Below are 26,514 nucleotides of genomic sequence, written 5' to 3'. Positions count from 1 at the left end.
CACGTTGAGCCGGCCCTCACGCTTGGCGGCCTCGACCAGCCGGTCCATGGTGGCGAAGCCGGCCTTCATGGAGCTCGCCTGGACGTTGACCGGCGCGTGGTGGTCGGCCAGCACGGTGGCGCCCTCCACCAGCATCAGCAACTGCCTGCCCAGGACCTCCGGCTGCCGGGCCCCGGCCCGGCGGGCGATGCCCGTCAGCAGGTCGAGGTGGCGGTCGAGGTGCCGGGCGGCGACGGTGCGCGGGACGCCGTCGTGCCACTGGGAGGACGCGTTGACGATCGCGCAGCCGCGGAAGGCGGGCTCGGCGTACCAGCCGGCGAGCGCGTCGAAGACCGCGGCGAGCTGAGCGGCCGGGTCGTCGCCGGCCGCCTCCGCGGCCTCGCGCAGCCAGCGTACGACGTGGTCGCTGCGGGCCTCGAGCACGGCCTCGACCAGCCCGTCCTTGGAACCGAAGTGCCGGTAGAGGGTCTCCTTGGACGCGCCGACGGTCGCGCACAGCTCGGCCACGCCGATGCCGTCGAGACCGCGCTCGTACAGCAGGCCGGTGGCGGCGCGCAGGATGGTCGCCCGGGTCTGGACGGGGTCGAGGGACGCGCCTTTGGGTACGGGCATGCGTCAGATGGTACCGGCCGGTTCCAAGTCTCTGCTAAGTTTCACATCGAAACGACCGGTTCGATGACGTACGGAGACCCGCGTGACCGACGTGTACGACCCTCCCGCCACCCTCGAGCCGCCGGCCAGCACGCCCGCGGTCACGTTCGAGAGCGGCGGCCACCGGCTGCTCGGCGTCCTGCACCTCCCGGCCGGGCCCGGACCCCATCCGATCGTGGTGCTGCTGCACGGGTTCCCGGGCAACGAGCGCAACTTCGACCTGGCCCAGGCGCTGCGCCGGGCCGGCTACGCGGCGCTGGTCTTCCACTACCGGGGGTCGTGGGGCGTGGGCGGGACCTACTCATGGCACCACCTTCTGGAGGACGCGGCCCGCGTGGTGGAGTCGGTACGCCTGGACGCCCGGCTGGATCCGGCGCGGCTGGGCGTGGTGGGGCACAGCATGGGCGGGTTCGCGGCGTTGATGACGGCCGCCGCCGACCCCGCGGTCCGCGCGGTCGCCTCGGTGGCGGCGTTCGACGTGGGCGCGGGCGCGGCGGCCTGCCTGGCGGACCCGGCGGCGCGGGAGGGGTTCCTCCGGGACTGGGAGGGCGAGCTGCTGCCGCTCCAGGGCACCAGCGCCGCGGCGCTGGTCGCCGAGATGGAGGCGGCGGGGCAGGAGTGGAGCCTGGCGACGCTCGCGCCGCGCCTGGCCGACCGGCCCGTGCTGCTCGTCGGGACGGGACGCGACCCCGTCACGCCCGCCGAGACGCACCACCATCCGCTGGTCCGGGCCTACGAGGCGCATCCGGTGCCGCGGCTGGAGCACCACCTCTTCCCCACCGACCACGCCCTGTCCGATCACCGGCTGACCCTGGCCCGCACGGTCGTGGACTTCCTGGACCGCACGCTCCACTCTTGATGCCCTATGGTGAGGTTTCGGAAAAGATCTATACTTTTGTCCGAAACTCTCCCGGCACCCACCCTTCACCCCTCAGGAGGGCATCACCGTGGCAAGCAAGACGAAGACCCGTGTCGGACTGGTCGCCGGCGGGCTGGGCGCATATTGGCCGCAGTTCCCCGACCTGCTCCCCCAGCTCCAGCGATCGGCCGACCGGGTCTCCGAACGGATGCGGGAGCTGGACGCGGAGATCGTGGACGTCGGGTTCATCTCCGACGCCCAGGAGGGCGCGGTCGCGGCCGAGAAGCTGCGGGCCGCGGACTGCGACCTCATCGTCGGGTTCCTCACCACGTACATGACGGCCACCATGCTCGTGCCCATCGCGCAGCGCAGCGGCGCGCCCGTGCTGCTGATCAACCTGCAGCCGACCGAGTCGATGGAGCACGCCACGTTCGACACCGGCCAGTGGCTCGCCTACTGCGGCGCCTGCCCGCTGCCCGAGATGGCCAACGCCTTCCAGCGGTGCGGCATCCCGTTCCGGTCGGTGTCGGGTTACCTGGAGGACGAGCGCGCCTGGGCCCGCATCACGAGCTGGGTGCGGGCCGCCGGGGCCCGCGCGGCCCTGCGGCACGGCCGGCACGGCCTGATGGGGCACCTCTACCCCGGCATGCTGGACGTCTCCACCGACCTCACGCTCGTCTCGGCGAACTTCGGCGGGCACGTCGAGGTGCTGGAGTTCGACGACCTGCGGGTACGCGTGGAGAAGGTCACCGACGCCGAGGTCGCCGCCAAGCGCGCCGAGACCGAGAAGATCTTCGAGCTGGCCGACAGCGTCAACGCCGTCGACCTCGAGTGGGCCTGCCGCGTCTCCGTCGGCCTGGACCGGCTGGTGGAGGACTTCTCGCTGGACAGCCTGGCGTACTATCACCGCGGCCTGGACGGGGAGACGCACGAGCGGCTGGGGGCCGGGATGATCCTGGGCGCGTCCCTGCTCACCGCGCGCGGCATCCCGGCGGCCGGCGAGTTCGAGCTGCGCACCAGCCTGGCCATGCTGATCATGGACCGGATGGGCGCGGGCGGGTCGTTCACCGAGCTCCAGGCGCTGGACTTCCACCGGGGCCACGTCGAGATGGGCCACGACGGCCCCGCCCACCTGGCCATCAGCGCCCGCAGGCCGCTGCTGCGCGGGCTCGGCGTGTACCACGGGAAGCGGGGCTGGGGCGTCTCCGTGGAGTTCGACGTCAAGCACGGGCCGGTGACGGCGTTCGGGATCATCCAGCGCCGCGACGGCCGCTTCGCCCTGGTGGCCTCGGAGGGCGAGACCGTGGACGGGCCGCACCTGCAGATCGGGAACACGACGTCCCGCGTGGACTTCGGCCGGGACCCCGGCGAGTGGACCGACGACTGGAGCGCGACCGGCATGTCCCACCACTGGGCCCTCGGCACCGGCCACCGCGGCGCCGAGCTCAAGGCCCTGGCCCACCTGCTGGAAACGGACTACATCCAGGTGTGACCCCGGGCGCCCCTGCCGGGCCCGGGCCGCCGGGGCCCGGCAAGGGTGTTCGAGGGACTACTTTTACCTCCGCTTGTCGATCGATTAACGGGCAGCATGCCGCTCCGGATCTAGGGTCGCGTCCATGGGCTCTCCAGAAGGCGGCGAGCGGGAGTTGATCCTGCGGACGGCGACCAGGCTGTTCGCCGCGCTCGGCTACGACGGCACCTCCACCGAGCAGATCGCGGAGGCCGCGGGGCTGGACACGGCGGCCCTCAGCGCGCATTTCCCCACCAAACGGGGGCTCTACCTCACGGTCATGGAGGAGGCCCACCGGGTGCTGTCCGAGGCCATCGTGGCCAGGGCCGACGAGCTGCGGGACACGCCGCCCGAACGGCGGCGGGAGGCGCTGCACCGGTTCGTCGACGGGTACATCGACCTGTGCGCCGAGCATCCGGAGGTGCCCGCGCTGTGGATGCACCGCTGGCTGTCCGACGCCAGCGACATCGATCTGGAGCCGCTCAACGCCCAGCCGCTGACCCAGCGCGCCATCGACAGCATCGACGCGATCGCCAAGCCCGCGGACGCCGACGCGCAGTTCACCACGTACACGATGATCTGGTGCATCCACGGGTTCACGCTGAGCGGGGTGCTCGACGGGACCGGGCAGCGCCGCAACACCGACGATCCCCGCACGTTGCGGCGCTTCCGCGCGCACATGCATCAGCTGCTCGACCGGGCGCTCAAGCTGTCCGCGTGATCGTCGCCGCCCCGCGGAGAGGGCTTCAAGAATCTCCGAACGGGAGGGCCGCTTCATGACGAACATTTCGCGAACACGTCAAGCGAGATCTTCCGCGGCGCCCCTCCGCTAGATCTACACCCTGGCACACCGTAAGCAATCTGCTACATGCGTGCGTGTATTCTGCCCATATGCGAGGTTTCAGACAATTCGGGCGCTCGCACGTCGTGAGCGAGACGGGCTGAGGCGGTGCGGGGGAACGGCGCCCTGACGACCGGTTCGTCCCTCCTGGACGAGCTGCTGGTCGAAGCCGTCGTCAGCACACGGGCGCACATCGGCAACCTCTACCTCCTGGACGAGGACGGCGACGTCCTGAAGATGGACAGTCAGCTGGGGCTTCCCCCCATGATCGCCAAGGCGTGGGCCAGGGTCAGGACGAACGACCGCGCGCCGATCGCCACGTCGGTGTGCGAGCAGCGGCTGGTCTGGGTCCCCGACAGGGAGGGCCTGGCGCGCGAGTTCCCGTCGGCGGCGCTGTCCGTGCCGTACGACTTCGCGTCCGCTGCGCACCCCCTCATCTCCGACGGCACCGTCTGGGGCGGCTTCGTGCTGTTGTGGCCGGCGGGGCGGGTGAGCCGGCTGACCCAGCGCCAGCTCGACCGGATCGAGGACATCAGCGGCCAGATGGCCGAGGTGCTCCAGGAGGCCGCCGAGCAGGGGCAGCCGATCAAGCCGGGGCCGCGGCCCCGGGTGCTGGACCCGAAGCGCAAGGCCGACCCGCGACCCGACCTGATCGCGCTCGACTGCCTGAACCGGCTGCCCGAGGGCCACGGCGCGCTGGACGTGAACGGGCGCGTGACCCTCCTCAGCGCCCCGGCCGCCGACCTGCTGCTCAGCTCCGCGTCCGAGCTGCTCGGCAAACGCCTGGACCAGGCGCTGCCGTGGATGAACGACCCCGCGTACGAGGACGCCTACCGCGCCGCGGTCGTCGGCCGCCAGGTCACCCACTTCACGATACGCAACCCCGCCGGGCGCCAGCTGTCGCTCCGGTTCTTCCCCGGCCTGTCCGGGATCACCGTGCGCATCACGCCGGCCGTCGGCGCCCGCGGCCCGGGTCACCTGGCGGCCGGAGCCGAGCGGCCGGCCCAGAACGTCGCGCTGCACGAGGTTCTGTACCTGGCGACCAAGCTCTCGCGGGCGGTGACCGCGCAGGAGGTGGTCGACCTGGTGGCCGACCACGTCATGCCCGTCTACAACGTCCAGGCCCTGGCCATCCTGACCTCGAAGGGCGGCCGGCTGCGCGTGGACGCCTCGCGCGGCTACAGCCCGCAGGCCATCCAGGAGTTCGACGGCCGTCCCGTGATCCCGCCGGACCCGGCCAACCACTCCTTCGACGCCGGCCAGCCGACGTTCTTCTCCACCTGGGACGAGCTGCGCAAGGCGTACCCGGGTGCCGTCCGCTCGGACGACATGTCCGCCTGGGCCTTCCTGCCGCTGGTCATCTCGGGCCATCCGATCGGCACGTGCGTCCTCGCCTACAACCGGCCGCACCAGTTCTGCACCAGCGAGCGGGCCACGCTGACCGCGCTCGCGGGGCTGATCGCGCAGGCGTACGAGCGGGCCCGGCTGTACGACGTCAAGCACCAGCTCGCCCAATGCCTGCAGAAGAGCCTGCTGCCGCGCAGGCTGCCCGAGATCTCCGGCCTCGAACTGGCCGCCCACTACCTGCCCGCCACCCCGGGAATGGACATCGGCGGGGACTTCTACGACCTCATCCGCCTGACCGACACCATGGCCGCGGCGGTCATCGGCGACGTGCAGGGCCACGACGTGACCGCGGCCGCCCTCATGGGCCAGGTGCGCACCGCCATCCACGCCCACGCCACCTCCGGGGCCAGCCCGGGCGAGGTGCTCGCGCGCACCAACCGGCTGCTCAGCGAGCTGTCCCCCGACCGGTTCACCAGCTGCCTGTACGTCAACATCGACCTGCGCAAGCGCATCGCCTGCCTGGCCAGCGCGGGGCACCTGCCGCCGCTGTTCGGCCGGCCCGGGTGGCGTACCGAGGCCATCGACTCCTCCCCCGGGCTGCTGCTCGGTGTGGACCCCGACTCCGAGTACGCCACCACGGAGGTGCCGATGCCGCCCGGCTCCGTCCTGGCCCTCTACACCGACGGCCTCATCGAGGAGCCGGGCCGCAGCATCGGCGAGGCCATCGACGACCTGGCCGAGCGCTTCACGCCCTCGCCCGGCCAGCCCCTGCACGACCTGGCCGAGTCGCTCATCAAGCAGGCCACGGCCGAGCAGCGCATGGACGACATCGCGGTGCTCCTCTGCAGGACGTGAGGCGCCGGCCTTCAGAGTTCGCGCACCGCGCGACCCATCCTGGACAGCGCCTGGCGCAGGATGTCCGGCGACGTGGCGAAGTTGAGCCGCACGCAGCCGGCCCCGCCGGAGCCGAAGACATGCCCTGAGCTCACGGCGACGCGGGCGCGGTCGAGGAACAGCTTCGCCGGTCCTGCGACGTCGCTGACGACGCCGAGCTCGTCGCTCTGCCCCTCCTCGTGCAGGCCGAGCCAGGTGCAGTCGAGCCAGGCGAGGTAGGTGCCCTCGGGCGGTCGATAACGCGCCTCAGGGAGGTGTTCCGCGATGAGTTGACCCAGGAGGGTGCGATTCGCGTCGAGGCCGAGTACTAGCTCGTCGAGCCAGGTTCCGCCCGCGCGGAACGCCGCGGTATGCGCGATGACGCCCAGGTGGCTGGGGCCGTGACCGACTTCCTCGGGCATGCGCCGGAGGTCGTCGGCGGCGTCGGCGCCCGCGATGACCAGGGCCGCTTTGAGACCGGCGAGGTTCCAGGCCTTGGACGCGGAGGCCAGCGCGAAGCCGTTCTCGGATCCTTCGATGCCGAGAAACGGGACGAAAGTGGCTCCGGGCAACACGAGCGGGGCGTGGATCTCATCGGATATCACCCGGACGCCGTGCTTTCGGGCGAGCTGGGCGATCGCCTGCAACTCATCACGGGTGTGGACGACGCCGGTCGGGTTGTGCGGGTTGCTCATCAGGAACGCCGCGCGACGGCCCTGGCTCCGCGCGCGGACGAACGCCTCTTCCAGGGTGTCGAGGTCGACCCGCAGATCCGGGCCGAGCCGCGCCTCGACGATCTTCCTCGCGTCGTGCGTGACGAACGCGTAGAAGGGCGGATAGACCGGCGAGCACACGACGACCGCGTCCCCGGGGCCGGTGATCAGGCGGAGGACCTCGACGATGCCCATCATGACGTCGGGCACGACGGCCATGTGCTCGATGCGCAGGCCGTCCCACCGCCATCGCCGGCGGGCGAACTCCGCGAGAGCCTCGGCGTAGGCGGTCCCGTACGGGTATCCGGTGTCGCCGAGGTCGATCGCTCGGTGCAGCGCGTCGGCGATGGGACGGGCCAGCGGCACGTCCATCTCCGCCACCCAGAGCGGGAGCACGTCATCGGGGTGCGCGCGCCACTTCATGCTCGTGCGCTCGCGTAGCTGTTCGAGCGACAGCCGCACGAGAGGATCGGCCCGCCCTTCGGAACCTGCCCTCTTCATCCGATTCACCTCGTGGCCCTCTCCCGCTCGATGATTGACCAGCAAGGTTAGGCGAGTGCCGACGGCCCGGCCAGAGGCTCCTGCTGAATGCGGCAATAAGCAACGTGAATGGCCGGCGTGGTCGTGACGGAGCCGGACAGCCCGCTGACCCCGTCGTCGCAGCGGCGCCTACGGCTCGAACCTGACCCGTCCGACGACGGACGGCGTGGCGCGGCTGACCATCACCTCCCCCCGCTCGACGGCGGTCTCCCGCACCCCGAACCGGACCCCGAGGCTCTCCTGAACCCCGATCACCGCGCTCTCGGCGCGGGAGGCCGCCTCCGCGTCCCCGAACATCGTGATCGTCATCACGGTCCCCCCGCCGGTGTCGACGGCGGTGTAGAGGACCGACCCCACCTGCTCGGGGACGCGGTCGGCGAACTCCCGGTCCACGTGCTTCACCATCTCGGTGATCGCGCTCGCGTCCGCGCTGTAGTGCCTGACTATCGCATACATGCGGATCACGCTATATCCCCATAAGAGGACTTTCAAGTCCCCAAGTAAGGACTTAGACCACGGCTCCGGAGACGCGCCGGCGCTTGACGGGCGGCCCCGGAGGCGGCTTGCGGTCGTACCGGGCCAGCCAGACGGCCAGCGGCCCGGCCACGAAGGCGGACGACAGCGTGCCCGTCACGATCCCGGTCACCAGCGCCAGCGCGAAGTCCCGCAGGGAGTCCCCGCCGAAGGCCATGAGCGCGAGCAGGATGAACAGCGCGCCGAGGCCGGTGTTGACCGTGCGCGGCATGGTCTGCAGGATGGCCGAGTTCACCGCCGTGACGAACGGGCTGCGGGGCGACCACAGCTCGCGTACCCGGTCGAAGACCACGACCTTGTCGTTGACCGAGTAGCCGACGATGGTCAGCATCGCGGCCAGGAAGATCCCGTCGACCGGCTTGCCGAGCCACGCGAACATACCCGCCACCACGGTCACGTCCACCAGCAGCGCCAGCACCGCCGCCGCGCCGAACGTCCACCTGAACCGGATCGCCAGGTAGGCCAGCTGCATGGACACGGCCACGCCGAGCGCGACGAGGGCGTTGCGGCGCAGCTCCTCGCCCAGGCTCGGGCCGACGAACTCCTCGCTCCGCTTGGTCACCTCCCCCGCCTGCCGCTCCAGCTCCTGCTCGATCCTGGCCACGTCGTCCAGGCCGAGCCGCCCGGCGCGTACGGTGACGCCGTCACCACTGGCCTGCACGACCGCCGAGGGGAACCCGGCACGCGAGACGGCCTGCCCCGCCGCGTCGGCCGACAGGGGCTTGGCGGTGGCGAACTCGACGAGCCGCCCGCCGGTGAACTCCACGCCGAAGTTCAGCCCGCGGGCGAGCAGCCCGGCGACGGCCGCCGCCACCAGCGTGCCCGCGACCGCCAGCCACAGCCTTCTGGCCTTCATGAGCTGGGGGTTCCTGCGCGTCAGCCAGGTCCGTACGGCTCCCGGCGAGCCCAGGCCCGACAGGCGCGGCCCGACCCGGCCGATGACGGCGTGGGCGAGCACGCGGGTGATCAGCATGGCCGAGACCAGCGAGGCCAGCACGCCGACGGCCAGCGTCACGCCGAAGCCCTTGACCGGCCCCGAGGCCAGCCAGAACAGCAGGCCGGCGGCGATGAGGGTGGTGACGTTGGAGTCGGCGATGGCGCTCCAGGCGTTCCTGAACCCCCGGTCCAGGGCCGCCTTCAGCCCGCGGCGGCCGCGCCCCTGGTCGTACTCCTCCCTGGCGCGCTCGAAGACCAGCACGTTGGCGTCGATGGCCATGCCGATCGCCAGCACGAACCCGGCCAGCCCGGGCAGCGTGAACGTCGCCCCCATCGCCACCAGCGCCGCGTACGAGATCAGGCCGTAGCAGGCGAGCGCGAGCGTCGAGAGCAGCCCGGACATCCGGTAGACCGCGACGATGAAGGCGGCCGTCAGGACCAGCCCGGCGATCGCCGCCTTGGCGCTCGCGTCAATGGCCGCCGCGCCGAGCGTCGGGCCGACCGTACGCTGCTCGACGATGGTGAGCGGCACGGGCAGCGCGCCACCCTTGATCAGCACGGCCAGGTCGCGGGCCTCGTCGTGGGTGAACGAGCCCGTGATGTCGGCGCTCCCGCCGGAGATGCCGGTACGGCAGGGGATCGACGGGTCGAGCGGCGGCGAGGAGATGACCTCGTCGTCGAGCACGATCGCGATCCGGCGCTTGGGGTCGCCCACCGGCTCGCACGCCGCCGCGCCGCTCATCCGCTGCCAGGCGCCGGCGTCGCGGAAGTCGATGCTCACCCACCAGCCGGGGCCGCGCTGGGGGTCGCTCTGCTGGACGGCGTCGGCGATGCCGTCGCCGGTGATGGCGGCGGGCCCGAGCCGCAACTTCCCGCCGTTCTCGTCACGTACGTCACCCTCGTTGCCGAGGACGGGGTGGAAGGCGAGCTGCGCGGTACGGCCGATGACCTCGGCCGCCTGCCGCGGGTCGAGCACGCCGGGCAGCTCGACGATGATCCGCCGCTCGCCGGAGCGGACCAGGGTGGGATCGACCACGCCGAGCGCGTCCGCCCGCTGGCGGAGCACGTCGAGGGCGCGGTCGGTGGCGGCCGAGTCGGCCTTGACGGTGGGCGAGTCCCTCGTCTCGAAGACGAGCTGGGTGCCACCGCGTAGATCCAGGCCCAGGCGCGGGGCGCTGACCAGGGCCAGGACCAAGGAGATCGCGATGACGGCAAGGGCCGTCACCGCACGCCAAACAGGCGCACGGAACATGAAAGCCTCCACAGGCTCAGATGTGCGAAAGGGGGATCTTCAGCACCCTGTGGAGGGAGGCCCCCGCGCGGGGGCCGCCGCCGGCCGGCGGTCGGCGGGGACGTCGGCGGCCGGGCTCGCGACCACGGCCGCCCAGCCCCGCCGCGGCTGCGGCAGGACCGACGGCAGCACGGCCGGCCCCGCGGGCGGGGCGGTGCCGAGCAGGCCGTGCCGGGCCTGGCCCACGGTCTCCCGGTACGGCTCCCGCTGGAGCCCCGGCTGTTCCTGGACCCTGGCGTGCACCGCCACGACGTGCGAGGCGACCTGGGCATGGGCGGAGGCCGGCAGGAACCACGACAGGAGAAGAAGCAACGCGGCAGGCAGTGTCGTGCGCATGTCGCCTCCTTCTCCTCGAGCCTCAACCTAGCCCAGGAAAGGCGTCACCGGGTCAAGGACGAGGGCTGAGCTGGAAGTGCCAGACGACCGCGACCGGCATGCCGCTCATGGCCGCGTCCGCGGCCTCCGGGCACCAGTACATGATCTCGTAGGAGCCCTGCGGCGGGAGCGGGTCCGGCGGGCGGGTGCCGGGGACCAGCGGCAGGGGCGGGCGGCGCGGCTCCTCGCAGTGGCGTACCTGGAAGCCGAGCGGGAGCGCGGCGGCGAGGTAGTCGCTGAGCGAGCGGGGCCGGTCGGCCGGCAGCGCGGGGCTGCCGTCCGGACCCGGGCTGGGCGCGGCCGGGGCCAGGTAGGTCGCCATCGGGTGCGGGTCGGTGATGATCAGGTGACCGCCCGTACGCAGCACCCGCGCGAACTCCGCCAGCACCGGCGCCAGATCCGGCACGTGCACCAGCGCGAGGGCACACACGACGGTGTCGACCGCGTCGTCGGGCAACGGCAGCCGATGCAGATCACCCATGGCCAGCCCCACGGCGGGCAGGCCGCGCACGACCTGACCCGACCGCTCAGCCGAAATGTCCGCTTCCGAGCCCCACCGGCTCCGCGCGGGCGAAACATCCGCTTCCGGGCGCCGCCGGGCCTGGGCGAGCATCTCGGGTGAGGTGTCGACGCCGATGACGCGGTGGCCGAGCGCGGCCAGGTACGCGGCGTGCCTGCCGGTGCCGCAGGCGGCGTCCAGCGCGATGCCGACCGGGAGGCCGTCGAGGATGCGGCGGACGACGGGCTGCTCGGAGTCGATCATCTGGTTGCCGCCCGCGTCATAGTGCGGCGCCCACGTCCGGTACACCTCCCGCGAACCGATCGCGCCGACCTCGGCCGTCACCCCGTCCGCGTCGGCCAGGGCGGGCGCGTCGAGCAGCGCGCGGACCTCGGCGATCCGGGCCCGCACGAACGCGCGGTCCGAGCGGCCCTCCCTGAAGGCCCGCAGCAAGGCCACACCCTCCAGGCCCAGCAGGTAGCCCAACGGGCTCAGATAGGTCACCGCCCGACGATAACGACCCGGCTCCGGACGGCTCCACGGATTATCCCCGGCACCGATGTGTCCTGCGGCGACGGCTCACATGGAGAGCTCCCAGGTCACCGGCAGCGCCACCGGTCCCCGTACGACCATCCCGCTCTTCCAGACCAGTTCCTCGTCCGCGACCGCCGCCCGCAACCCGGGGAGACGCCGTAGCAGGGCGGCGAGCGCCACCTGGAGCTCCATCCGTGCCAGCGCGGCGCCGGCGCAGAAGTGCGCTCCGTGGCCGAAGGCGAGGTGGGGCCGGGGCGGGCGGGTCAGGTCGAGCCGTTCCGGGTCGGCGTACACGCGCGGATCCCGGTTGGCGGCGTAGAACGCGGCGAACACCGGCTCCCCGGCCCGCACGGTCCCGCCGCTCAGCTCGACGTCCTCCGTCGCGTACCGGGGGATGAACGTCGATCCGGTCGCCATCACCGGGACGTATCGCAACAGCTCCTCCACCGCCCCCGCCACGTCCACCTTCCCACCCCTGACCAGCAGAAGCTGGGCGAGGTCGGACACCAGCGCGTAGGCGAAGTTGGCGATCTGGCCGGCGGTCGTCTCGTACCCGGCCGCGAGCAGCGTCATCAGGAACCCGATCAGCTCCTCCTCCGACAGGCCGTCCCGCTCGTCCCGCGCCTGCGTCAGCGCGCTGATCAGGTCGTCCGACGGGGTCTCGCGCCGCCGCGCCACCAGCCCGGCGAAGTAGGCGCCGAGCTCGCCCAGCCGCGCCGTCTTCTCCTCCAGGGGGATCGCCGTCGTCGTCATGTACGCGTCGGCCCAGGTCTGGAACGTCGGGCGGTCCTCGTACGGGACGCCGAGCAGCTCGCAGATGATGACGGCGGGCAGCGGCACGGCGTACGCCTCGACGAGGTCGGCGGGCGGCCCCTCGCGCACCATCCGGTCCAGGAGCTCGTCGGCGATCCCCTCGGCCCGCGGGCGCAGCAGCTCCACCCGGCGGGCGGTGAAGGCCGTGCCGATCAGCCGCCGCATCCTGGTGTGCTCGGGCGGGTCGAGGTCGGTGATCCCGCCGGGCACCGGCTCGGGGTACATGCGCGGCGGGTCCCGCGTGGCCGCGGCCGCGCGGCCGAAGCGGGAGTCGCCGAGGACCGTGCGGACGTCCTCGTAACGGGTCACCAGCCAGGCCGGTTCGCCGTACGGCATGGCGATCCTGGCCAGCGGCTCGTGCTCGCGCAGCCAGGCGTACCCGGCGTCGAGCTCCAGCCGGTCCGGCGGGCCGAGCGGGTAGGACCGCGCCTCGGGATCGCTCATGGCCGCCCTGGCCCGGTGGCGAGCGGGAACACAGGTGGTGCATGAGACTCGGCCATCGCGGCACTCCTCATCGCTTGCACCCAAGCTGACACCCACGCCGCCCGCTGTCCAGCGCCGGGAGAGCGCTCAGGGGGCGGGCAGCGCGCACAGGCCGAGCTCGACCGGAGCCTGAGCGATCTTGATGGCCTCGCCGGGGTCCCCGGAGAGCTCGCCGACCTTCACCGGGCCGCTCATGAGGAGTTCGCAGGCCGCCGCGACCGCCTCCGGCGCGCGGAAGGTCCGGTGGCCGGCCTTGATCCGCGCCTCGCCGACCAGCGGCCACGTGCCGGGACGCAGCGAGATCCGGTCGGACGGCCCGATCGGGGCACCGAGCAGCACCTGGCTGAAGAGCCCGCCCTGGTGCGCCTCCCCGAAGGCGGCGTGTGCCACGGGCTCGCCGGGCTGATGCTGATGACGGCGACCTTCGCGGGCGCCGAATTCGGGTCGGCGGTGGAGGGGCTGTTCGATCGGCTGTGCGCCGCCTACGACAGCCGCCTGCCGCTCGGCTTCGACGTATCCGGGCCCGGACTGCTCAACGGCGCGGCGGGGATCGCCCTGGCACTGCTGGCCGTGACGGATGACCTGGAGGCCGCGTCCATGTTCCTGGCGGCTTGATGGGGCGGCATCGCGCGGGCGCGCACGACGCCTCGGTCCGCGGGGTCCCCGGGCGCGACCCGCTGTTCGGCCGGGGCATCCGCCTGTCGTTCGGCCAGCTCAGGCACGAAGGGGCGGGACTGCGTACCGGCTTCTTGTCGATGCTGCGCGAGCTGCCCGGCCTGATCTCCGTCTCGGTGCGGCTGGCGCGGCAGGCGGCGCCGAGAGCCCTCGTCGCCGTGCTGGTCGCGGAGTTCCTCGGCGGGGTGGCGACGGTGGTCACGCTGCTGGCCACGTACCGGGTGCTCGTACCTCTCATGACCGGCGGCCCGACGGCGGAGCGGATCGCGGCGGGCATCCCCGCGCTCGCCGCGATGGCCGGCGCGGCCGCGACCGGCAGCGTCATGCGGGCGATCAGCAAGGCGGCGGTCAGCCGCCTGGGGCCCAGGATCGAACGCCTGGCCTACACGCGCCTGCTGGAGGGGGCCGCAGGCGCGGAGCTGGGGGCGCTGGAGGAGGCGGGGTTCCACAACCTCCTGGAAGCCGCCCGGCAGGGCACCCGCTCGGCGCGCATCGTGATCACGGAGGCGGCTCAGCTGCTCGCCGGGCTCACCACCCTGCTCGCCGTCGGAAGCGTGCTCGGGGTGCTCCATCCGCTGCTCCTGCCGCTCCTGCTGGCCACGGTCGTCCCGAAGGGCTGGAGCGCCGTACGCTCGGCCCGCGCGCGCTTTGCCTCCGTCAAACGCCAGCTGGAGCTCACCCGGCAGCTCGACGTGCTCAGCGGGCTGCTCACCCGTCCCGACGTCGCGCCGGAGATCCGCGCCCACGGCGCGGGCCCGTTCCTGCTCGGGCACTACGGCCGGCTCTCCTCGCTGGCCGAGGGCGAACAGGCCCGGCTGGGCCAGGACGAGGCCCGCCTCGCGCTGGCCGGGGACGCCGTCTCCGGCGTCGCGACCGCGATCACGTACGCCACCCTCGCGGGGCTGCTGATCACCGACGCCATCCCGCTCGCCGCCGCCGGTGCCGCCGTCATCGCCATCCGCACCGCGAAGGCCGGGCTGACCAGCCTGGTGCTGTCGATCAACCAGGTGTACGAGCAGGGCCTGTTCGTCCTGGAATGGGAACGGGCCTGCGCGGAGGCCGCCAGGCAGCGCCTGCGCAGCGGACCCATCCCCCTTCCGCCGCACCCCGTCGAGATCCGGGCCGACAACCTCACCTTCACCTACTCCGGGCAGACCCGGCCCGCGCTCGACGGCGTCAGCGTCCGGATCCTGCCCGGCGAGATCGTGGCCCTCGTCGGCGCCAACGGCTCCGGCAAGAGCACCCTGGCCAAGCTGCTGGCCGGCCTCTACCTGCCAACCGGCGGCAGCGTCAGCTGGGGCGGCGTGCCCATCGAGCTCCTGAACCGCCGCAGCGTCTTCGACCGGATCGCCCTCGTCGCCCAGGACTTCGCCCGCTGGCCCGCCACGGCCCGCGTCAACCTGGCCCTCGGCCGCGCCGACCGGGCCGATGACCGCGAACGCCTGAGGCGCGCCGGGGCGGCCAGCGGCGCGGACACCGTGGTGGCGTCCCTCCCCGACGGCTGGGAGACGCTGCTGGCCCGGGAGTTCATGGGCGGGACCGAGCTGTCGGGAGGGCAGTGGCAGCGCATCGGACTGGGCCGGGCGTGGTTCCGGGACGCGTCCGTACTGGTCTTCGACGAACCCACCTCGGCACTCGACCCCAGGGCGGAGATCGAGATCTTCGACAAGGTCGCGGGACTGGCCGCCGTCGGGCGCACGGTCATCCTCATCACCCACCGCCTCACGTCGGTGACGCGCGCGGACCGCATCTACGTGTTCGAGGCCGGGAAGGTCGTGGAACATGGCACCCACGAGAGCCTGATGCGCGTGGGCGGCTCGTACGCGGCGATGTACCGCCTCCAGGCCGCCCAGTACGCCCACGCCGACTGACACCCCCGGCCCTTCGGGCGGCCGCCGAGACCACCGAGCGGCTCCCCTAAAGGACCCCAGCCGAAGTACAGGCCGCACTTCGGCTGAGGTCCCTCGGGGGGACGGACGGCGGGCCGGGCCGGGCGGTGGAACGCGTGCGTGCTGGTGGGTGGGGGTTAGGCGGGTGGGGTGGGGTGGAAGGAGGAGTCGGCGCGGAACAGGGATGTGTTGTCGGTCTTGTCCAGGCGCAGCAGCTCGGCGCGGTGGCGGACGAAGCGGCCCGGGTAGTTGAGGGACTCCAGGCGGACCGAGCCCTCGGCCGTGCCGGGCCGGGCGTGGAAGGTGGCGTCGCGCCGGAACAGAGCGGTCCCGTCGTTGGTCTCGAACCGGATCAGGAAGTCGCGATGCCGCAGGTAACGCCCCTCAGGGTCGACGAAGGAGTAGGCCTTCGCGTCGTCCAGACCGGGCACGACGCGGAGGGTGACCGGCTCCGCCCCGATCCGGCCCGTGGCCTGGAGGTACGTCCCCGGGCGGTTGACCGGCCGGAACACCCTCGACACCCCCGTCGCGAGCAGCCCGCCACCGCTCCCCGCCGTGGCGCGGGTGAAGGTCAGGGTGCCGAAGCCGAGGTGGTCGTACTTGGAGCCGCCGTAGTCCCCGCCGCCCCCTTCCGGCGCGACGCGCTTGCCGTACGCCTCGATGTACGGCACCGCCAGCCCCCGCCGCAGGCCGTAGTGGTTGAGGAGCAGCGCCCAGATCGGGTCGGCGGCCCCGCGCCCGGCGGCGGAGATCTCGGTCTGCTGCCGCTGGACACAGGTCGTGCCCTGTCCCCACTTGTACGTCGTGAACGGCACCGATTCGCCCAGGTTGTACTTGGCCACGTACTCGGCGCCCTTCATGAACCGGTCGTCCGCGTAGCCGTACAGGTCGATGCCCTGGTTCCAGGCCATCTCGCAGAGCACGCCCATCCACCCGACGCCGACGCTGGTGTGTCCCTGGTCGCGGCCGCTCTCCTGCCACTGCCCGAGCCCGCCGGGATGCAGGAACGGCACCGCGTTCATGATGGAGCCGTTGCCCTTGCCGTGCTTGAAGTAGTCGACGGCCTGGTCGACCTTGGCGCGGTCGTCGCACAGGACGGCGATGGCGAGCACGGAGGCCATGGCGCACAGGTCCCAGTTGGCCCAGTAGTTGGTGATGCAGGCACCGTTGTGCTCCTTCAGGAACCGGTCGTTCATCGGGTAGAAGACCGTCAGCATCATCTTCGTGAAGCGCTCGAAGTCGAAGCCGGGGTAGCCGCGCATGATCTCGGCGACGTTGGCGAGCTGCCAGCCCAGGATCCCGGCCGCCAGGTAGCGGTCGGCGTTGCCGGTCACCGCCTTGAGCACGGCCGACCAGGCGTTGAGGATGTCGCGGGCGGCGTCGCCGTGCGCCTTCTCCCCGCTGATCTTCCAGCGCAGCGCGTTCTGGTAGGCGGCGGCCACGTCGATGGCGAGCTGGACGTGGTTCGCGCCCGTGCCGCCCCTGACCACCGTCTCGAGCGGGCGCGGCTTCCAGGTGCTCCTGGAGCGGCCGTTGGCCGTCAGCTTGTCCCAGCCGGCCTTCCAGGGCTGGGCGCCGGCGTTCACCTGGGCCCGCATCCGGTCGAAGTCGGCCTGCGTGTGCAGCAGGCCGGGGTGCTTGAAGGCCGCCGCGGCCGCGGGCCCGATGGGGAGCGCGGCGGGCAGTGCGGCGGCGGCGCCCGCGGTCGCGGCCGCCTTCAGCACGCTCCGGCGGGAGGGCTGCGTGGTCATGTGAATCCTTCCTCAGGGGTCACTCTCGTCACAGGAGACCCCCTGGCCGGGCCCGGATAACACAAATCTCAGACCCGGCTTCGCTGCGGGACCCGCTCCGGGTTCGCGGCCCTGGTGACGTACTGGGGGACGGGGGCGCGGTCGTCGCCGGTGTCGCGGGTCAGGCCGTACCGGACGATGCCCTTGGCCGGGTCGGGCCTGGCCGAGAGGTCGGCCCAGACCTCCTGCCAGGACTTGGGCGCGACGGTGAGGTCGATGTCCGTGCCGCTCTCGTTGTTGTGGAAGGTCACGCGACCGTCGAGGTAGTAGAACTCGTTCTGCCACATCTGCTGCTGGCCGCGCGGCAGCCGGGCGAAGCCGGTCTCGGGCGAGCCCATCCAGGTGACGCCGGGCGCCTGCTCGTCGTCCATCCGCCGGCCGCCGCCCGACGCGACGTGGAACAGCTTGCCCCTGAGCCCGGTCCAGGTCGCGGGCGGGAAGGGGCCTACGCGGTTGCGGTAGAGGATGCCCCAGCGGACCTGGACGTAGCCGCGGCCGGTGACGGTGACGTAGTCGCCCCTGTGGGTGATCGACGGGGCTCCGCCGTACCTGGAGTATCCGTGCTTGCCGCCGATGACCACCGTGCCGGCGGGGCGCCGGGGCAGCGGGGCGGGCGGCCGGTTCTTCGGCGGGGCCTGGTCCACGGCGTCGACCGTCAGTCCGTACGGGCTCCGCGCGGGCCTCACAGGACGGCGCGAAGAAGCGGGCGAGGACGACACCACCACCGGTGTGGCCCGCCGGGGCGGCGCGGGCTCGGGCAGGAGGGTCTGGACGACCACCGCTCCCCCGGCGATCAGCGTGGCGCCGGCCGCGGTGACCGCGATCGGCTTGGCGGCCAGCGCCGAGCCCGCCGCCGCCTTGCCCTTGGCCAGCAGGCCGCCCTTGACGACCGGCGCGGCGGCCGTACGCGCGATCTCCAGCAGACCGGCGGCGATGCCGGCGGGGACGGCCACCAGGCCGAGCCCGGCCAGCAGCCGCTCGGCCGGCACCAGGTCGGAGGTGTGCTCGCCGCAGACCGGGCAGTCGCGCACGTGCCGGGACAGCCGCTTGCGCCACAGGTCGGACGGGGCGCCGTTCCAGGTCTGCGCCACGGCGGCCAGCTCGGGGCAGGGCGGGCGGGCGGCCAGCGCGCGCACCACCGCGCGGGCGGTCTCCAGGCGGCCTTTGGTGCGCTGGACGCGTACGGCGGCGTGCTGCTCGTTCGTCCCCAGCGCGGCGGCCAGCTCGGTCCTGGCCAGCTCGCCGGCCACCTCCATCCACCACAGCGCGAGCACCTCGCGGTCGTCGGCGTCGAGCCAGCGGGCCGCCTCGGTGGCCTCCTTGCGCTGCCCGGACAGGCCGAGCCGGGTGACGGTGAGCGCGGCGAAGTCGGAGGCCGCGTCGGCCAGGCCCATCGCCTCGTCGATGGCGGCGAGCGCGGCGCCCGGCGCCTGCCGCCACTCGCGTACCTGGTTCAGGGCGATGGCGACGAGCCAGGAGCGGAAGCTGCCCGGGTCGCGCAGCCCGGACACGCCGGTCACGACCCTGGCCATCGTCTCCTGAACGACGTCGTCCACGTCCGCGTGGCCGTTCATGGCGCGGCCCACGATGTTGTACACGAGCGGCAGGTGGCTCCTGACCAGTTCGTCGATCGCGTCACGGTCGCCCGCCATGGCGGCGAGCACCGTTTCGACCTCGTACGTCGGCCGCGCGTACATCCAGCACCTCGATCCGGAGCCTCCGCTGCTCCGATCAGGAGACAGGAGTGTCACCGTTCCGATAACACAAAACGCGCATTGTTCCACTTATCGCCTACGAGGTGTCAATGCTCGCGTCAACCTGGCGTACAACCGCGGCTCAGCCCACCGTGGTTCGCAGTGCCTCCGCGTTGGCCGCCAGGAACTCCCCGAACGTCCGGGGCTCGCGACCCGTCAGGTCCCTGACCGCGGTCGTCGTGGCGGCCAGCGAGCCGCCCGCCACCTGCCGGCAGAGCTCGGCCAGGTCGTCGGCGAACCGCGCGGGCAACCCCTGCGCGCGCACCCCGGCGGCCAGCTCGTCCGGGGACAGCTCGGCGTGCTCGACCCTCCGGCCCAGCGCGGCCGAGAACTCCTGCGCGAGCTCGGCGTAGGTGAGCGCCCGGGGGCCCGTGAGCTCGTACGTCTCGCCGAGGCCGCCCGATCCGGTGAGCAGGGCGGCGGCGCAGGCGGCGATGTCGTGGCAGTCGATGTACGAGACCGGCGCGCCTCCGTAAACGTCGAGGAGCTTGCCGTCGGCGGTGAAGGCCGCCGTCCCGGTGATGAAGTTCTGCATGAATCCGCCGGGCCGCAGCATCGACCAGCCGAGCCCCGACGCCTTGAGGTACTCCTCGATCTCCCAGTGCGCGCCCTGGGCCAGGCGGCCGCCCCGCTGGGCTCCTGAGACCGACACCTTCACCACGCTCGACACCCCGGCGGCCCGCGCCGCGTCAATGGCCGCCCTCTGCTGGCGGACCATCGGCTGCTCGCCGTCCACCGGCTGGGCGCCGCCGGCGTTGAGGAAGAGCCGGTCGACGCCCTCCATGGCGGCAGTGAGCGAGCCGGGGTCGTCGAAGTCCCCGATCACGACGTCGCAGCCCAGGGCCCGCCCCTTGTCCTCGTCGCGGACGAGCGCCCTGAACGCCACCCCCTTCTCCCCCAGGAGCCGCACGAGGTGCGTGCCGATGGATCCGGTGGCTCCGGTAATCAAGATCATGACAAGCCTTCCGCTAAACTGAGGCAACCTCGACTAAGGCTATATCGAGGCAGCCTCGAATTACTAGGGAAGCCCGCATGACCACGACCCGACGGCCCCGCGCCGACGCCCGCCGCAACTACGAGCGCCTGCTCGCCGAGGCCGACGCCGCCTTCAGGGAGCAGGGCGTGGAGTCCAGCCTGGAAGGCATCGCCCGGCGCGCCGGGGTGGCCATCGGCACGCTCTACGGCCACTTCCCCAGCCGCCGCGCCCTGATCGGCGCGCTGCTCAGGGACCGTAACGCGGCCCTGTTCGAGCTCGGCGAGCGGCTCCTGACCGGCCCGGCGCCGGACGCGCTCGCCGCCTGGGTCCGCGCGGCCACGGCGCACGCCGCCACCTATCGCGGCCTGGCCGCGTTGATCGCCGGCGGCCTGGACGACGAGGCGTCGGAGCTGCACGCCTCGTGCGTGCGCATGGCCGAGATCGGCGAGCGGCTCGTCGCGCGGGGGCGCGAATCGGGCGCCCTGCGCGCCGACGCGACCGGCGCGGACGTGACCGCCCTCACGTCCGCCGCCGCCTGGCTCCACGAGCAGGTGTCGCCCGCCGCCGCCGACCGCCACATCACCGTCACCCTGGACGGCCTCGCCGCCTCCCCCTGACGACCGATCTCACGGGTCCATCGGGTCGTGCTGCAGCGCCTTGGGGCGCTCGGCGTCCTCGCCGGGCTCGGGCGCCGAATCGGCGCGCCGGCCGGCGTACAGGCTGGTGAGCGTGACGGTGACCAGGACCGCGACGATGACGCCGAGCGAGGCGAGGGTGGGGATCTCGGGCACCCACGCCCAGATGCCGTGCGCCCAGTGCAGGACCAGCTTGACGCCGATGAAGGCCAGGATGACGGCCAGGCCGTGGTTGAGGTGCCGCAGCTTGGCCAGCGCGTCCCGCAGCACGAAGTACAGCGCCCGCAGGCCCAGCAGCGCGAAGGCGTTGGTGGCGAAGACGAGGAAGGGGTCCTCGGTCACCCCGTAGACGGCGGGCACCGAGTCGACGGCGAAGACGATGTCGGTGGCGAACACCGCCACGGTGGCCAGGGCCAGCGGGGTGATCGCCAGGCGGCCGTGCTCGCGCACCATCAGGCGGAAGCCGCGGTAGTCGGGGGTGACCTGGACGAACCGGCGCAGCAGCCGGACGCTGCGCATGGAGGAGACGTCGACGTGCTGCTCGTCCCCCTTCAGCGCCTCCTTGAGCACCTTGCCCGCGGTGACGATCAGGACCGCCCCGAACAGCAGGAACGCCCACGTGCCGCTCTGCAGCGCGGCCGCTCCCAGCGCGATGAAGATCACGCGCAGCACGAGCGCCCCGATGATGCCGTACAGCAGCACTCGCTGGGTCAGCTCGTTCGGCACGGCGAAGGCCGTCAGCAGCAGCATGAACACGAACAGGTTGTCGACCGACAACGACTTCTCCACCACGTACCCGGTGAAGAACTCCACGGCCACCCCGGTGCCGAAGGAGCCCCACAGGTACGCGCCGAAGCCCAGCGGGAGCACCAGGTAGAACGCGGACCAAGCCAGGGCCTCGCGCATGTGGACCTCGTGCGGGCGCCGGGTCAGCAGGATGTCGATCACCAACAGCAGGACCAGGGCGGCCACAGTGACCGCCCACAGGGTGACGGACGCGATGCTGCCCTGTTCGGGCGCAGCCAGAAATGTCCCCGCGGACATGAAACCTCCTCGAACGTGCTCAGCCGTTCGAGGTCTCCTTCACCCGGGGGTAGCGGGCGGCCGTCCGGGGACGCATGGTACGTCCGTACTGACCGGATCGGCACTTGGGAAGTACTCCCCTCGCAGCCCCAGAGTAGGACATATCCCGCCAAGGCTCCACTATGCTGCCCGGATCAGGTGATGGGGAGGTCCCTGAAGAAGCCCAGCCCCAGCAAGTTGACGTCGGCCTTCGACGTTTTCCCTGGCACACCGCTGAACTCCGCGTTGAGGCGGATGGATCCGGACGGAGCGAGGCTGTGATAGCCCCAGCCGGAGCACGAGCAGGAGCCGTTCTCCTCGATGTGGGGGTTGAGTGGCCGGGGCGCTCCCTTGTAGTTCAGGGTGATGCCCGAGGCGTCGGTGGCATCCGTACCGAGGATCATGGGCAGGTCCGCGGCCTCGCCATGTCCGGCGTCGTTCCTGACCGTCCACTCGAGCCGCACGTGGTCCCCCACGCGGTAGAGCTTCTCGATCGCGACGTGGACGGGCATGTACTCGTTGTCCAGGTTGTACACGTACCCGCTCCGCTGGGCCAGCACGGGGCCGCTCTGCCGCGGCGTCGTGCCGGTGACCTGGGACCGCGCCGGCGTCTCCCAGGGGCGCCAGGTCGCCGCGACCGTGGCCCCGGTCACCAGGAGCGCGGTGGCGATCGCCACGGGGGCCTTCCAGCGGCCCGGGGGGCGCGGGTCCCGGCGGCGGGCCGGCGAGGCCGCCCACGAGTTGCTCACCTTGCGGACCCCGGTGTCCACCGACACCGACTCCCGGCCGAGCAGGCGGTCGAGGAGCTGCTGGGCCGTGGGCCGCCGCGCCGGGTCCTTGTCCAGCGCCTGCTCCACCAGGGGCCTGAGCCGCTCGTCCAGGCCCGTCAGCTCGGGCGCGTAGTGCACCACCCTGAACAGCACCTCGGGCGCGCCGCCCGACCCGAACGGCGGCCGGCCGGTCGCCGCGTACGCCACGACGCCGCCCCAGGCGAACACGTCGCTCGCGGCCGTGATCCGGCCTTCGGTGGCCTGCTCCGGCGACATGTACGCAGGAGTCCCCACGATCCCGGTGGACCGGCTCGCGTCCGGCTCCACGAGCTGCGCGATGCCGAAGTCGATCACCCGCGGGCCGACGGGGCTGAGCAGGATGTTCTGCGGCTTCAGGTCGCGGTGCACGACCCCGGCCTGGTGGATGGCGGTGAGCGCGGTCGCCACGCCGACGGACAGGGCCTCCAGGTCGGCCCCGGCCATCGGACCGCGTTTCCTGATGGCGGTGGCCAGGTCGGGGCCGTCCACGTACTCGGTGACGATGTACGCGCTCTCGCCGTCGATGCCCGCGTCCAGCACCGGCGCCGTGCAGAAGCGGGCCACGCTGCGCGCCGCCTCGACCTCCCTGGTGAACCGGCGGCGGAAGCCCGCGTCGCCGGCCGGTCCCTCGCGCAGCCTCTTCAGCGCGACGAGCCGGGATCCCTGGTCCCGGGCCAGGTAGACGACCCCCATACCGCCCTGACCCAAGGGGCGGATGATGGTGTATGGGCCTATTTGCTGGGGTTCAGGGCTCACCAGAGGATTGTGATCGTCGATGCATGACATTCGATAGCAGATCGCTTGAAAGACCGCCGGAGACCACGCTGCGTCCATGATTCAAGACAGGCCGTACACTTTCCTCTTGCCATGACGGGCGCTTTGCGTGATGCTTTCAGATCTCTTGAGCGAACCGGCCCAAAGCTCCCAGAGAGGTAGTTCATCCCCGTGACCCACGGCCCATGGGCCCAGCAGCCCGCAGAACCCTTGCTGTCGATGTCCGTAGAACCGCTGCTGACCAGGGACTACGACGCGGACCCCGCCTTCGTCCACGAACGCCTGCGCAAGAGGTACGGCCCAGTCGCCCCGGTCGACGTCCTCGGCGTGCCGGTCTGGTTCGTCCTCGGCTACGAGGAGGTGCTCCGCGTCCTGCAGAACTCGGGCGGCATCTGGACCAAGAGCGTGGACAGATGGCGGATGAACGTCGAGGGCCGGATCCCGGCGGACTGGCCGCTGCTGCCCGTCTTCCAGATCAACAACTCGGCCTTCGCGGAGGGCGCCGCGCAGCGCCGGTTCCGCAACGCGTGGACGCAGGCGCTGGCGCCGTTCCAGGACCACACCCAGCCGCAGGCCCAGCTGCTCGAACAGGCCGTCGTGCAGTACGCCGACGACCTCATCGGCGTGCTGGCGGAAGGCGGCTCCACGGGGTGGGCCGACCTGGCTGCCCAGTACGCCCGGCCGCTCCCGCTCATGGTCGCCAACCGCATGCTCGGCTTCTCCGCGGCACGCGGCGAAGAGGTCGTGATGGACATCTGGCGGATGATCGACGCCGGGCCCGACGCGGCCGCGGCGTTCGAGCGGCTGTACGCGGCCATGACGGAGCTCGCGGCCGCCAAGCGGGAGCGTCCCGGCGAGGACCTGCCCTCCTACATGATCGCGGCCGCTCCGGACCTCACGCTGGACGAGCTGGCCCGCGAGCTGCTCATGCTGCCCGGCCTGCTCGACTTCACCGCCAGCCTCGTCTGCAACGTCGTCGTCGAGGTCGTCTCCAACCGGGACGTGCGGGCGAGCCTGTCGGTGGGCGCGATCGACGAGACGGTCAACCGGGTCGCGCTGCTCAACCCGCCGATGGCCAACCTGACCTTCCGCTTCCCCAAGACCGACGTGAAGATGGGCCACTACACGATCGCCGCCGGCGACCCGGTGATGCTCTCCGTCGCGGGCGCCCACGCCGATCCGCGCTTCGCCGGGGCGCTCGACCACGAGGCCATCCGCAGCACCCGCGCGCACCTGGCGTGGGGCGCGGGGCCGCACAGCTGCCTGGGGCACCGGCTGGCGACCCAGATGACGACGATCGCCGTACGCCGGCTGTTCAGCCGGCTCACCAAGATCAAGCTCGCGCTCCCGGCCGACCAGCTGCCCTGGCGCCCCTCACCCTTCATGCGCGCCCTGCGGTCCCTGCCGGTCCAGTTCGAGCTCGCCGAGGGCTACGTACCGGCGGGCGAGCGCGCCGGCGACGGCGCCGACGCGCCCGCGGCACAGCCGTCCGCGGCGGGCGAGGCCCAGGCGGGGCCGGACTCGTCCCGGTCCGGCGGGTTGTGGGGCTTCCTGCGCGGCCTGCGCCTCAAGCGCTGACCGGCCGGGTCCGCCTCGGCGTCAGGCCGGGTCCTTGATCTCGCAGATCACGGTCCCGGCCGCCACCGCGGCTCCGACCTGGGCGGACATCCCGACGATGGTCCCGGCCTTGTGGGCGGTGAGCGGCTGCTCCATCTTCATGGCCTCCAGCACCACGATGGTGGCCCCGGCGGTCACGTCGTCGCCGTCGGTGGCCATCACCTTGACGATGGTGCCCTGCATCGGGCTGACCAGGGCGTTCCCACCGGCTGCGGCCTTGGCCGCGCCTCTCTTCTCGCGCCGGGGAGCGGCCTTGGCGGCCGCGCGCGGCTTCGCGGTGCCGGCGGGAAGCACGACCTCCAGCCGCTTGCCCGCCACCTCGACGGTGATCCGCTCGCGCTCGCCCTGCTCCGGGGCCTCGCCGGGCACGCCGTCGTAGGGAGCGATCAGGTTGTCGAACTCGGTCTCGATCCACCTGGTGTGCACGGTGAAGGGGACGGCGGTGAACGCCTCCTCCGCCACCACGGCCCGGTGGAACGGCAGCACGGTCGGCATGCCGTCGATCCCGAACTCCGCCAGCGCCCGGCCCGCGCGCTGGAGGGCCTGCTCGCGGGTGGCGCCGGTGACGACCAGCTTGGCGATCAGCGAGTCGAAGGCGCCCGGCACGGTCTCGCCCTGCTCGTACCCGGCGTCGAGACGCACGCCCGGTCCGGAGGGGGCCCGCCAGCCGGTGATGGTGCCGGGGGCGGGCAGGAAGTTGCGTCCGGCGTCCTCGGCGTTGATCCGGAACTCGATCGAGTGGCCGCGCGGCTCGGGATCGTCGTAGCCGAGCTCCTCCCCCGCCGCGATCCGGAACATCTCGCGTACCAGGTCGATGCCGGTGACCTCCTCGGTGACCGGGTGCTCCACCTGAAGGCGGGTGTTGACCTCCAGGAAGGAGATCGTGCCGTCCTGGCCGACGAGGAACTCGCACGTCCCGGCGCCGACGTAGCCGGCCTCGCGGAGGATCGCCTTGGAGCTCCGGCGCAGCAGGGCCTCCTGCTCGCCGGTGAGGAACGGGGCGGGCGCCTCCTCGACGAGCTTCTGGTGGCGGCGCTGCAGCGAGCAGTCGCGGGTGGAGACCACGACCACGTTGCCGTACGCGTCGGCCAGGCACTGGGTCTCCACGTGGCGGGGCCGGTCCAGGTAGCGCTCCACGAAGCACTCGCCCCGCCCGAACGCGGTCACGGCCTCGCGCACGGCGCTGTCGTACAGGTCGGGGATCTCCTCCAGGGTGCGGGCGACCTTGAGCCCGCGCCCGCCGCCGCCGAAGGCCGCCTTGATCGCGATCGGCAGGCCGTGCTGCTCGGCGAAGCGCAGGACCTCGTCCACGCCGGACACCGGGTCGGGGGTCCCGGCCACCAGGGGCGCGCCGACCTTCTGGGCGATGTGCCGGGCCTGCACCTTGTCGCCGAGCGCGGTGATCGCCGCGGGCGGCGGCCCGATCCACACCAGGCCCGCGTCGATGACCGCCTGGGCGAAGCCGGAGTTCTCGGCCAGGAAGCCGTACCCGGGGTGCACCGCGTCGGCGCCCGACCGCGCGGCCACCTCGATGATCTTCTCGATCGACAGGTACGTCTCCCCCGGCGTGGCGCCGCCCAGCGCGTACGCCTCATCGGCCATCCGGACGAAGAGCGCGTCGCGGTCCTGGTCGGCGTAGACCGCCACGCAGGCGATCCCCGCGTCGCGGCAGGCCCGGACGATCCGGACGGCGATCTCGCCGCGGTTGGCGACGAGCACCTTGCGCAAGGTCGT

At 72.4% G+C, this 26,514-nt stretch carries 22 protein-coding genes; 8 read left to right on the top strand and 14 right to left on the bottom strand.

The genetic code is table 11. From position 1 onward, the window contains the following. The coding region (locus ACWEPL_RS50805) for a TetR/AcrR family transcriptional regulator (protein ID WP_452440607.1) at positions 1-612 on the bottom strand (612 nt) is incomplete at its 3' end. 82 nt (positions 613-694) lie between these two features. Between ACWEPL_RS50805 and ACWEPL_RS50800 the strand changes: the two genes are divergently transcribed. The 4 genes from ACWEPL_RS50800 (at position 695) to ACWEPL_RS50785 (ending at position 6,063) form a co-directional block, all read left to right on the top strand. Then, the gene (locus ACWEPL_RS50800) at positions 695-1,510 is read left to right on the top strand and encodes an alpha/beta hydrolase family protein (RefSeq protein ID WP_452440606.1); all 816 of its coding nucleotides are present in this window, start codon (positions 695-697) and stop codon (positions 1,508-1,510) included. A gap of 88 nt (positions 1,511-1,598) precedes the next feature. After that, entirely contained in the window at positions 1,599-3,002 is a 1,404-nt protein-coding gene (locus ACWEPL_RS50795) for an L-fucose/L-arabinose isomerase family protein (protein ID WP_350726985.1), read from the top strand. 124 nt (positions 3,003-3,126) lie between these two features. After that, positions 3,127-3,741 (top strand): TetR/AcrR family transcriptional regulator, encoded by a 615-nt coding sequence (locus ACWEPL_RS50790; protein WP_452440605.1) that lies wholly within the window; start codon positions 3,127-3,129, stop codon positions 3,739-3,741. A 228-nt stretch (positions 3,742-3,969) separates the two neighbouring features. Then, positions 3,970-6,063: a SpoIIE family protein phosphatase gene (locus tag ACWEPL_RS50785; protein ID WP_363972524.1), complete on the top strand. Its 2,094-nt coding sequence runs from the start codon at positions 3,970-3,972 to the stop codon at positions 6,061-6,063. Between the two features lie 11 nt (positions 6,064-6,074). On the opposite strand, the gene ACWEPL_RS50780 is transcribed toward ACWEPL_RS50785, so the two are convergent. The 7 genes from ACWEPL_RS50780 to ACWEPL_RS50750 form a co-directional block, all read right to left on the bottom strand. Further along, positions 6,075-7,295, bottom strand: a complete 1,221-nt coding sequence (locus ACWEPL_RS50780; RefSeq protein ID WP_452440604.1) for a MalY/PatB family protein — start codon at positions 7,293-7,295, stop codon at positions 6,075-6,077. 168 nt (positions 7,296-7,463) lie between these two features. Beyond that, a complete protein-coding gene (locus ACWEPL_RS50775; RefSeq protein WP_452440603.1) occupies positions 7,464-7,790 on the bottom strand; it encodes a hypothetical protein in 327 nt (108 codons plus the stop codon). Positions 7,791-7,842: 52 nt separating this feature from the next. Next, positions 7,843-10,056, bottom strand: coding sequence for a protein translocase subunit SecD (gene secD, locus ACWEPL_RS50770; protein WP_452440602.1), 2,214 nt, complete (start codon positions 10,054-10,056; stop codon positions 7,843-7,845). A gap of 39 nt (positions 10,057-10,095) precedes the next feature. Beyond that, positions 10,096-10,431 (bottom strand): hypothetical protein, encoded by a 336-nt coding sequence (locus tag ACWEPL_RS50765; protein WP_452440601.1) that lies wholly within the window; start codon positions 10,429-10,431, stop codon positions 10,096-10,098. 52 nt (positions 10,432-10,483) lie between these two features. Next, the gene (locus ACWEPL_RS50760; RefSeq protein WP_452440600.1) at positions 10,484-11,473 is read right to left on the bottom strand and encodes a class I SAM-dependent methyltransferase; all 990 of its coding nucleotides are present in this window, start codon (positions 11,471-11,473) and stop codon (positions 10,484-10,486) included. 75 nt (positions 11,474-11,548) lie between these two features. Continuing rightward, positions 11,549-12,760 carry a cytochrome P450 gene (locus tag ACWEPL_RS50755; protein ID WP_452440599.1) on the bottom strand — a complete coding sequence of 404 codons (1,212 nt, stop codon included), beginning with the start codon at positions 12,758-12,760 and terminating at the stop codon, positions 11,549-11,551. Positions 12,761-12,886: 126 nt separating this feature from the next. Beyond that, positions 12,887-13,189 carry a hypothetical protein gene (locus ACWEPL_RS50750; RefSeq protein WP_452440598.1) on the bottom strand — a complete coding sequence of 101 codons (303 nt, stop codon included), beginning with the start codon at positions 13,187-13,189 and terminating at the stop codon, positions 12,887-12,889. A gap of 21 nt (positions 13,190-13,210) precedes the next feature. On the opposite strand from ACWEPL_RS50750, the gene ACWEPL_RS50745 reads away from it, so the two are divergent. Both ACWEPL_RS50745 and ACWEPL_RS50740 read left to right on the top strand, forming a co-directional pair. Next, a complete protein-coding gene (locus tag ACWEPL_RS50745; RefSeq protein ID WP_452440597.1) occupies positions 13,211-13,414 on the top strand; it encodes a hypothetical protein in 204 nt (67 codons plus the stop codon). Beyond that, on the top strand, positions 13,414-15,345 hold the full coding sequence (locus ACWEPL_RS50740; protein ID WP_452440596.1) for an ABC transporter ATP-binding protein: 1,932 nt from the start codon (positions 13,414-13,416) through the stop codon (positions 15,343-15,345). The genes ACWEPL_RS50745 and ACWEPL_RS50740 overlap by 1 nt, the downstream gene beginning before the upstream one ends. Positions 15,346-15,500: 155 nt before the next feature. Here the strand turns inward: ACWEPL_RS50740 and ACWEPL_RS50735 are convergent, their stop codons facing one another. The 3 genes from ACWEPL_RS50735 to ACWEPL_RS50725 all read right to left on the bottom strand — a co-directional run bounded on the left by ACWEPL_RS50735 (position 15,501) and on the right by ACWEPL_RS50725 (position 19,862). Continuing rightward, positions 15,501-17,114 carry an AbfB domain-containing protein gene (locus tag ACWEPL_RS50735; RefSeq protein WP_452440595.1) on the bottom strand — a complete coding sequence of 538 codons (1,614 nt, stop codon included), beginning with the start codon at positions 17,112-17,114 and terminating at the stop codon, positions 15,501-15,503. A gap of 68 nt (positions 17,115-17,182) precedes the next feature. After that, positions 17,183-18,850, bottom strand: a complete 1,668-nt coding sequence (locus ACWEPL_RS50730; protein WP_452440594.1) for an RNA polymerase sigma factor — start codon at positions 18,848-18,850, stop codon at positions 17,183-17,185. Positions 18,851-18,989: 139 nt separating this feature from the next. After that, the gene (locus tag ACWEPL_RS50725; protein ID WP_452440593.1) at positions 18,990-19,862 is read right to left on the bottom strand and encodes an NmrA family NAD(P)-binding protein; all 873 of its coding nucleotides are present in this window, start codon (positions 19,860-19,862) and stop codon (positions 18,990-18,992) included. Between the two features lie 77 nt (positions 19,863-19,939). On the opposite strand from ACWEPL_RS50725, the gene ACWEPL_RS50720 reads away from it, so the two are divergent. Further along, positions 19,940-20,500, top strand: coding sequence for a TetR/AcrR family transcriptional regulator (locus tag ACWEPL_RS50720; RefSeq protein WP_355198119.1), 561 nt, complete (start codon positions 19,940-19,942; stop codon positions 20,498-20,500). Between the two features lie 9 nt (positions 20,501-20,509). On the opposite strand, the gene ACWEPL_RS50715 is transcribed toward ACWEPL_RS50720, so the two are convergent. Further along, complete coding sequence (locus ACWEPL_RS50715) at positions 20,510-21,562, bottom strand: TerC/Alx family metal homeostasis membrane protein (protein ID WP_363972567.1); 1,053 nt, start codon at positions 21,560-21,562, stop codon at positions 20,510-20,512. A gap of 173 nt (positions 21,563-21,735) precedes the next feature. Next, a complete protein-coding gene (locus tag ACWEPL_RS50710; protein WP_452440592.1) occupies positions 21,736-23,175 on the bottom strand; it encodes a serine/threonine-protein kinase in 1,440 nt (479 codons plus the stop codon). A gap of 207 nt (positions 23,176-23,382) precedes the next feature. Between ACWEPL_RS50710 and ACWEPL_RS50705 the strand changes: the two genes are divergently transcribed. Continuing rightward, entirely contained in the window at positions 23,383-24,741 is a 1,359-nt protein-coding gene (locus ACWEPL_RS50705; protein ID WP_452440591.1) for a cytochrome P450, read from the top strand. A gap of 21 nt (positions 24,742-24,762) precedes the next feature. Here ACWEPL_RS50705 and ACWEPL_RS50700 read toward each other — a convergent pair whose 3' ends face one another. Next, positions 24,763-26,508, bottom strand: a complete 1,746-nt coding sequence (locus ACWEPL_RS50700) for an ATP-binding protein (RefSeq protein ID WP_452440609.1) — start codon at positions 26,506-26,508, stop codon at positions 24,763-24,765. Positions 26,509-26,514 lie beyond the last annotated feature (6 nt).

It is taken from the genome of Nonomuraea sp. NPDC004186 (assembly GCF_053603495.1).
This window is presented reverse-complemented; position numbering and strand designations above follow the sequence as displayed.